Annotated in this window: 9 protein-coding genes; 4 read left to right on the top strand and 5 right to left on the bottom strand. The window is 73.8% G+C overall.

What is annotated here, in order from left to right; translation table 11 throughout:
- Positions 1-269 precede the first annotated feature (269 nt).
- Both BM536_RS24990 and BM536_RS24985 read right to left on the bottom strand, forming a co-directional pair.
- Complete coding sequence (locus BM536_RS24990; protein WP_073495945.1) at positions 270-1,088, bottom strand: SAM-dependent methyltransferase; 819 nt, start codon at positions 1,086-1,088, stop codon at positions 270-272.
- A gap of 86 nt (positions 1,089-1,174) precedes the next feature.
- Positions 1,175-2,038 (bottom strand): helix-turn-helix domain-containing protein, encoded by an 864-nt coding sequence (locus BM536_RS24985; protein WP_073495943.1) that lies wholly within the window; start codon positions 2,036-2,038, stop codon positions 1,175-1,177.
- A 252-nt stretch (positions 2,039-2,290) separates the two neighbouring features.
- On the opposite strand from BM536_RS24985, the gene BM536_RS24980 reads away from it, so the two are divergent.
- Positions 2,291-2,716, top strand: a complete 426-nt coding sequence (locus tag BM536_RS24980) for a hypothetical protein (protein ID WP_073495942.1) — start codon at positions 2,291-2,293, stop codon at positions 2,714-2,716.
- 7 nt (positions 2,717-2,723) lie between these two features.
- On the opposite strand, the gene BM536_RS24975 is transcribed toward BM536_RS24980, so the two are convergent.
- Positions 2,724-3,566, bottom strand: a complete 843-nt coding sequence (locus BM536_RS24975) for a helix-turn-helix domain-containing protein (RefSeq protein ID WP_094103537.1) — start codon at positions 3,564-3,566, stop codon at positions 2,724-2,726.
- Positions 3,567-3,793: 227 nt separating this feature from the next.
- Between BM536_RS24975 and BM536_RS24970 the strand changes: the two genes are divergently transcribed.
- The gene (locus BM536_RS24970; RefSeq protein ID WP_073495940.1) at positions 3,794-4,099 is read left to right on the top strand and encodes a 4a-hydroxytetrahydrobiopterin dehydratase; all 306 of its coding nucleotides are present in this window, start codon (positions 3,794-3,796) and stop codon (positions 4,097-4,099) included.
- Positions 4,100-4,128: 29 nt separating this feature from the next.
- On the top strand, positions 4,129-4,887 hold the full coding sequence (locus BM536_RS24965; protein WP_094103634.1) for a class I SAM-dependent methyltransferase: 759 nt from the start codon (positions 4,129-4,131) through the stop codon (positions 4,885-4,887).
- 60 nt (positions 4,888-4,947) lie between these two features.
- On the opposite strand, the gene BM536_RS24960 is transcribed toward BM536_RS24965, so the two are convergent.
- Both BM536_RS24960 and BM536_RS24955 read right to left on the bottom strand, forming a co-directional pair.
- Entirely contained in the window at positions 4,948-5,400 is a 453-nt protein-coding gene (locus tag BM536_RS24960) for a hypothetical protein (protein ID WP_342748838.1), read from the bottom strand.
- Positions 5,397-5,876, bottom strand: a complete 480-nt coding sequence (locus BM536_RS24955) for a hypothetical protein (RefSeq protein WP_073495938.1) — start codon at positions 5,874-5,876, stop codon at positions 5,397-5,399. The genes BM536_RS24960 and BM536_RS24955 overlap by 4 nt, the downstream gene beginning before the upstream one ends.
- A gap of 39 nt (positions 5,877-5,915) precedes the next feature.
- On the opposite strand from BM536_RS24955, the gene BM536_RS24950 reads away from it, so the two are divergent.
- Entirely contained in the window at positions 5,916-6,929 is a 1,014-nt protein-coding gene (locus BM536_RS24950; protein WP_073495937.1) for a helix-turn-helix transcriptional regulator, read from the top strand.
- Positions 6,930-6,936 lie beyond the last annotated feature (7 nt).

Raw genomic sequence — 6,936 nt, 5'->3', positions numbered from 1 at the left:
GTCACCCGGCGCCTGGTACGTGGTGCCCGGCACCCCTGATCCGGACGCGGGGCACTCGGAGCCCGGCGCGGGGCGCCGCCACCTTGAGGCCCCGCCCGTACGGGGCACCGCGGGCCGATGCCCGCATGGCCTCGGGTCTCGCCCATCCGGCGCCTGGTATGTGGCGCCAGGTACCCGGTGCCAGGCACGTGGCGCCCGGCACCCGGAGCCCGGCGCCGGCCCCGGAGCCCGATACGCGGCGCCCGGCACGCGCCGCCGGCCCCCGCGTGTCAGGGCTTGCGGGCCACTCCCGCGTACACCGGCACGATGCCCTCCGCCTGGAGGGCCACGTCCTGCGGGTCGGGCCGCCAGCCGGAGACCGGGATCACGCCCGGACCCAGCAGCTCCAGGCCCTCGAAGAAGCGGGAGAACTCCGCCAGTGAGCGGGGGTGGAAGGGCGTGCCGCCGCGCCGGAAGTGGTTCGCCGCGTTCTCGATCGCCTCCGGGTTCAGGTCGGGGGTGACCTGGGAGAGGATCAGGTAGCTGCCGGGCGCGAGCGCGTCGACGTACCGCTTCAGCAGCCCGTACACGTCGTCGCCCGCCGGATCCTCGCCCAGGTAGTGGGTGAGCGCGACCAGTGACAGTGCCACCGGCCGGTCGAGGTCCAGGGAGTCGGCCGCGCGGCGCAGCAGGGCGTCGACGTCACGGACGTCGGCGTGCACGTAGTCGGTGGCACCCTCGGCCGAGCCGTGCAGCAGCGCCTGTGCGTGCCGCAGCACGATCGGGTCGTTGTCGGCGTAGACGATCCTCGACTCCGGGGCGACGGTCTGCGCCACCTGGTGCAGGTTGGGTTCGGTGGGGATGCCCGTGCCGATGTCCAGGAACTGGCGGACGCCCGCCTCGGCGACGGTGCGTACGGCACGCTGCATGAACCGGCGGTTTGCGCGCGCCCCGCGCAGCACCGTGCCGTCCACGGCGAGGATCTTGCGGGCCAGTTCCTCGTCCACGGGGTAGTTGTCCTTGCCGCCCAGCCACCAGTCGTACACCCGGGCCGGATGCGGCCTGCTGGTGTCGATGCGGACGGCGGCCTCGGACTCGGATCCGGTCATGCGCGGTCTTCTCCCGGTGAGTTGAGACGGTGGGACGGGTGGGACCAGCAGGGCGGTGCGGCGAGCGGGAACGGTCGGAAAGCGGTTCAGAACTGCGCGCGGACATCCCGCAGGAGTTTCAGGGTGTCCTGGGCCGACGCGGCGTGCGTCGTCATGTGGTCGAGGACCTCCAGATGTGCGGAGACCTCCTTGCGCGAGTCCAGGTACAGGGCGCCGGACAGGTACTCGGTGACGACCATGTCGGGCAGTTCGGGCTCGCCGAAACGGAACAGCGAGAACGGCGCGGACGTCCCCGGATGCGGGCCGCTCGCGAACTCCGCGACCTGGAGGGTGATCCGGTCGCGCTCCGCCAACTCCAGCAGTCTGTCGATCTGTTCGCGCATGACGCCGGCGTCGACGCTGACCGGCCGGCGCAGTACCGTTTCATCCAGGACGGCCCACAGATGGGGCGGGTTGGGGCCCTCGATCAGTCGTTGCCGGGCCAGTCGCAGCGACACGTGCCGTTCGAGCGCCTCCGGGCTCGTCACGCCGACCGTCCCGGCCTCCAGCACGGCACGCGCGTACCGTTCCGTCTGCAACAGCCCCGGCACGAAGTGGGGTTCGTAGGAGCGGATGAGGCGGGCCGCGCCCTCCAGGCTGACGTACAGGCTGAACCATTCCGGCAGGACGTCGTGGAACCGCTGCCACCAGCCGGGCCGGTTCGCCTCCTCGGCGAGCGTGACGAAGGTGCCGGTCTCCTCCTCGGACACCCCGTAGGTCTCCAGCAGCACCTGCACGTAGGGGATCTTGAGGGAGACCTCGGCCATTTCCATGCGTCGTACGGTCGCCGGGGCCACCCGCAGTGCGCGGGCCGCCGCCTCGCGGCTGAGGCCCGCCGCCTCGCGCAACTCCTGCAGCCGCCTGCCGAGCACCACCTGGCCCACCGTGGGCGCCGGCCGCCGTTCACTCACGCCACGTCTCCCCTGCGTGTCGAAACACGCCGGTCAGTGTGTCATGTTCCGGCTGTGCGGCGACAGGGACGACGGGGACTACAGGGACGACAGGGGCGGACGCGGGGCCCGCGCGGTGCATTACCTCAGGGGTAATCGACGGCAAGCCCGCGCGGACGGGATCGTGGGGGCAACGGGTTCCGGGGCGGCGCACTCCGCTCCGGAACCCGGTCCCACCAGGCCGTTCCCGACCTCGACGGAGGGTGATTCATCATGTCCGCAACCCAGCCCGCCACACTCACCGCACTCGCCCGCACCGCCGAGCCGCACAGCGCCCTGCGCCGCTTCCTCGCCCTCGACGCCCTGGTGACCGGAGCGAACGGCGTCGCCTACCTCGCCGCGTCGGGTCCGCTCGGCCGTCTCCTCGGCGTCGACTCCGCGCTGCTGCTGCCACTCGGTCTGGTCCTCACGGTGTACGCCGTCGCGGTCGGCCTGCTGGCCTCGCGCGCCCGTCCGGCCGCACTGCCGGTGAAGGCGGTCGTCGAGGGCAACCTCGCCTGGTCGGCGCTGAGTCTCGTCGCCCTCGCGCTGTGGCTGTCGCCGACCGCGACGGGGGCGGTGTGGACCGTGCTCCAGGCTGTGACGGTGGCCGGGTTCGCGGCGCTCCAGCACCTCGCTCTGAAAGCGCGCCGAGCCTGACGTCCCATCACATCATGAGGGAGTGCAGGTACTTGACCGTCGCCGGGTCGCCCGGGAGCAGTGTCTCGATGGCCAGCTCGGCGACCGTCACGTCCATCGGTGTGTTGAACGTGGAGATCGACGAGATGAACGACAGCGTCCGCCCCTCGTGCTCGATCAGCATCGGCAGTGCGAAGTACGCCGCCGGCTCGCCGGGTTCGCTCTCCGCGGCGGTCGCCGGAGCGGTATCCGCAACCGGATACGCGGCGACCTCCTCGTACAGTGCGCGCAGCGGGGCGGAGCGGTGCAGGGCGATCTGCCGTTCCATCTGGGCGAGCAGATGGCCGCGCCACTCGGGCAGATTGCGGATGCGCGGCGCGAGGCCCTCCGGGTGCAGCGTCAGCCGCATCGCGTTCAGCGGCGGCGCGAGCAGCTTCTCCGGGAGGCCGTCCATCAGCATGGTGATCCCGCGGTTGGCCGCCAGCACGTTGTACGTCGCGTCCACGACCAGCGCCGGATACGGCTCGTAGCCCTGGATCAGGCGCTCCATGCCGGCGCGCAGCGCGTCCAGCGCCGGATCGTCCAGCGGGGTCTCGCGGTAGCGGGGGGCGTAACCGGCCGCCACCAGCAGGGTGTTGCGCTCGCGCACGGGCACGTCGAGGTGTTCGGCCAGCCGCAGCACCATCTCCTCGCTGGGCCGGGAGCGGCCCGTCTCGACGAAGCTGATGTGCCGGGCCGAGGAGTCCGCGCGCAGTGCCAGTTCCAGCTGGCTGACCCGGCGTCGCTCCCGCCACGCCCTCAACAGGGGGCCGACGCCCCGTTCGGCCGGAGGCGCGGCGGAGCCGGGGGTGCCGGTCGTCAGAAGGGTCATGCGGTCGACCGTAGCCGAGAGGAGGGCGGACGACAGCGCCGCGCACCGGATGAGGTGGGGGCGGCCTTCCGGGGGGCGTCGTACGCCCCCGCGCCCCGCGCGCCCCTGTGCCCGAGGGTCCCGGCCGGACCGGCGGGAACCCTTCTGGCCAGGGCCGTCGCGGCCCTCCTGTGGCAGGCTGGACCGGTACCCGACACCCACCCCCCCCCAAGGAAGGGAGCCAGGTCATGGCCGTCGCACCGCTGTCGCAGCAGGAGATCGACGACCGGCTCGCCGAGCTGCCGGGCTGGTCCCACGAAGCCGGCCGCCTCACCCGTTCCTACCGCCTCGACTCCCACTTCGCCGCGACCGCCCTGGTCATCCATGTCGCCCAGGTGCAGGAGGAGCTGAACCACCACTCGGAGCTGACCCTCGACTACCACAAGGTGTCCCTCGCGGTGCACACCCACAGCGCGGGCGGGGCCGTCACCGACCTCGACTTCGAGCTGGCCCGCCGGGTGCAGGACCTGGCCCCGGCGCACGGGGCGCGGTGACACGCACGGCGGACGGGACGGGGGCCCACGTGCTGGACTACGACCGGGAAGCCGGCTGTTACGACGCCTCCCGCGGCGGCGAACCCCGGGCGGCCGCCGCCGCGGAGGCCGTCCTGGCCCTCCTGCCGGAGGGCACGCGCCGACTGCTCGACGTCGCCTGCGGCACCGGCATCGTCACCCGCAGACTCGCCGCCGGACGCGACGGCCTGCGGGTGACCGGCGTCGACCTCGCCGCGGCGATGGCCCGCCAGGCCGCCGTACGCCTGCCGGGCGCCGTCGTACGTGCCGACAGCCGCCGACTGCCCTTCCGGGACGGCGAGTTCGACGCCGTCAGCAGCGTCTGGCTGCTGCACCTCGCCGCCTCCGACGCGGACGGGCGGGCGATCGTCGCCGAGTGCGCGCGGGTACTGCGGCCCGGCGGCGTGTACGTCACCACCGTGGACAAGGCCGCCGCGCACAACGTGGGCAGCGACATCGACGCCGTCCTCGCCTCCCGCCCGCCCAGCGCGCCGGACGCGGCGGCGCTCGTCGAGTCGTACGCCGTCGGTAGCGGCCTCCTCCCGGCGGGGCGGGGCCGCTTCCCGGGCCGGGGGCAGGGCCGCAGTCCTCGCCGCACCGTCGCCGACCTGCGGCGCGGCTGGTTCGTCACGCTGCCGCCGGGCGAACCGATCGCGCAGACGTTCGCCGCGCGCCTGGCCGCGCTGCCGGACCAGGACCGGCCCCGGCCCGACCCCTGGTTCACCCTGAGGGCGTACCGGAAGCCGGGGGGAGCGCCGGCGGACGCGTGAAGTCCGCGATCCGGTTCGTCACCCGCGCGTCCCCGCGGTCGACCGGGAACGCCCGGTTCGTCACCCGGGTGTCCCCGCCGTCGGCCGGAAAGGCCTGCTCCCAGCGGGCCGCCTTCGGCGACGTCCCCCGAGGCCGTCCCACTGCGTGGAGTACCACGGAAACCGCACGCGCGCGTCCTTGCCGTCGTAGGTGTCCTCGCCGGGGAACTCGCCCCCGTCGCTCGAGTGGCGGCCGACGACGGGCGGGAACAGCCGACCGGTGTCGCTCGACGGCCAGTGCGGCGACCACTGCCCCGTCGACGGGTCGAACAGGCGCGGGGTCAGTCCCCTCGACCCGGGACAGGGCATGTCGATCTCGTCGATGTCCGGGGCGCCGTCGAACAGCGGCCGGCAGTGGCCGGTGCTCGGGAACTCCGGTTCCCGGGAGCTGCCGGGGGCGGGGAAGTCGGAGCGGCGGCGGTGGCCGCCCTGCCACCCACCGTGGAGGAAGCCGAAGTCGTGGGCGGGGCTCATGCGCGGTCTCCCGTGCTCCCCGCGGGCAGCGAGTCGGTCAAGTAGGCCTCCAGGTCGGGCACTTCGGGTGCGAGCAGATGCCGTACCCACGCGTCGCGCTCGTGCAGGAGGGGCGGCAGCTCCCAGACGCAGCCGATCCAAGGCCGGTCCGTCGGGACGAAGTGCGCCGGGTCGCGGTCCGGGCAGCCCAGCACCGGCTGGCCCGCGGCCGCGCCCCGGAAGTGCAGGACGTTGTCCCACACCCAGCTGTAGGCGTTGAGGTAGGCGCCGTCGTCGCCGCCCCGGTGCAGCACGACGAACGTGGCCGGCGGTGTCCCGTCCGGCTCCGGCAGCAGCTCCGGCAGGATCGCGTACGCTGCCCGCTCCACGTCGGGCGCGATGCCCGCCGGGTCGCCGGTCACGTGGTAGCGCTTGACGCGCCGCCCCGCCACCTCGATCGGCGGAGGCACGGTCAGCAGCTTCTCGGTGAATGCCATGGCGTGACGTTAGGGGCACTTCACTGACATCCTCTGTCAGTGAAGTCCAGCCGACTCGTCTCCATCCTGCTGCTGCTCCAGACCCGTGGCCGGATGACCGCCGCCCAGCTCGCGGCGGAGCTGGAGGTGTCGGTGCGCACGGTCTACCGGGACGTCGAAGCGCTGGGTGCGGCGGGCGTCCCGCTCTACGGCGACGCGGGCCACGCGGGCGGGTACCGGCTCCTCGACGGGTACCGCACCCGGCTGACCGGTCTCACCACCGAGGAGGCGGAGGCGCTGTTCCTGGCGGGTGCGCCCGGGCCCGCCGCGCAGCTCGGACTCGGTGCGGTGCTGGCCGCCGCCCAGCTGAAGGTGCGGGCGGCGCTGCCGGCGGAGCTGCGGGGGCACGCCGACCGGATCAGCGGGCGCTTCCATCTGGACGCGCCGGGCTGGTACGCGCGGGGGGAGGAGACGCCGTACCTGCCGGCGGTCGCCGACGCGGTGTGGAACAACCGGGTACTGGACATCGCATACCGTCGCTGGCGTACGCCCACCGATGTGGACCGCCGGCTGGAGCCGTACGGCCTCGTCCTCAAGGCGGGCCGCTGGTACGTCGTCGCCGGTCCCGGCCCGCGGACGTTCCGCGTCGACCAGATCCTCCGGCTCACCGACTCCGGGGAACGGTTCGACCGCCCGGACGACTTCGACCTGGCCGCCTACTGGACGGCGTACCAGCGCGACTTCCACGAGCGGCTGTACACCGCCGAGGCGGTGGTGCGGCTGGCGCCGGGCGTGACCCTGGCGCGGGCGACCCCCGTGGGGGACGCCGTGCGGAAAGGCACGGGGGAGGGCGCGGGCGCCGACGGCTGGACCGTCGTCACCGTCCCAGTCGAGTCCCTGGAGCGCGCGCACGACGAGTTGCTGCGGCTCGGCGCGGACGCGGAGGTACTCGCCCCGCCCGAGCTGCGGGCGCGCCTCGCCCGGACCGTGACCACGCTGGCCGCGCGCTACCGCGCCTGCCCCGGCGATCCGCCCCACGGTGTCGGCAACCCCCGGCCCGCCGGCGGCAACTGAGAGAGCG

The sequence above is a fragment of the Streptomyces phaeoluteigriseus genome (genome assembly GCF_001896135.2).
Classification (GTDB): Bacteria; Actinomycetota; Actinomycetes; order Streptomycetales; family Streptomycetaceae; genus Streptomyces; species Streptomyces phaeoluteigriseus.
The sequence above is the reverse complement of the archived record's forward strand: the minus strand, read 5'-3'. Positions and strand labels throughout refer to the sequence as shown.

Coding starts and splice junctions, on each gene's coding strand:
- BM536_RS24960 (WP_342748838.1), bottom strand. CDS start 5,400: ATGAGCCCCGCCCACGACTTCGGCTTCCTCCACGGTGGGTGGCAGGGC.
- BM536_RS24970 (WP_073495940.1), top strand. CDS start 3,794: ATGGCCGTCGCACCGCTGTCGCAGCAGGAGATCGACGACCGGCTCGCC.
- BM536_RS24975 (WP_094103537.1), bottom strand. CDS start 3,566: ATGACCCTTCTGACGACCGGCACCCCCGGCTCCGCCGCGCCTCCGGCC.
- BM536_RS24980 (WP_073495942.1), top strand. CDS start 2,291: ATGTCCGCAACCCAGCCCGCCACACTCACCGCACTCGCCCGCACCGCC.
- BM536_RS24955 (WP_073495938.1), bottom strand. CDS start 5,876: ATGGCATTCACCGAGAAGCTGCTGACCGTGCCTCCGCCGATCGAGGTG.
- BM536_RS24990 (WP_073495945.1), bottom strand. CDS start 1,088: ATGACCGGATCCGAGTCCGAGGCCGCCGTCCGCATCGACACCAGCAGG.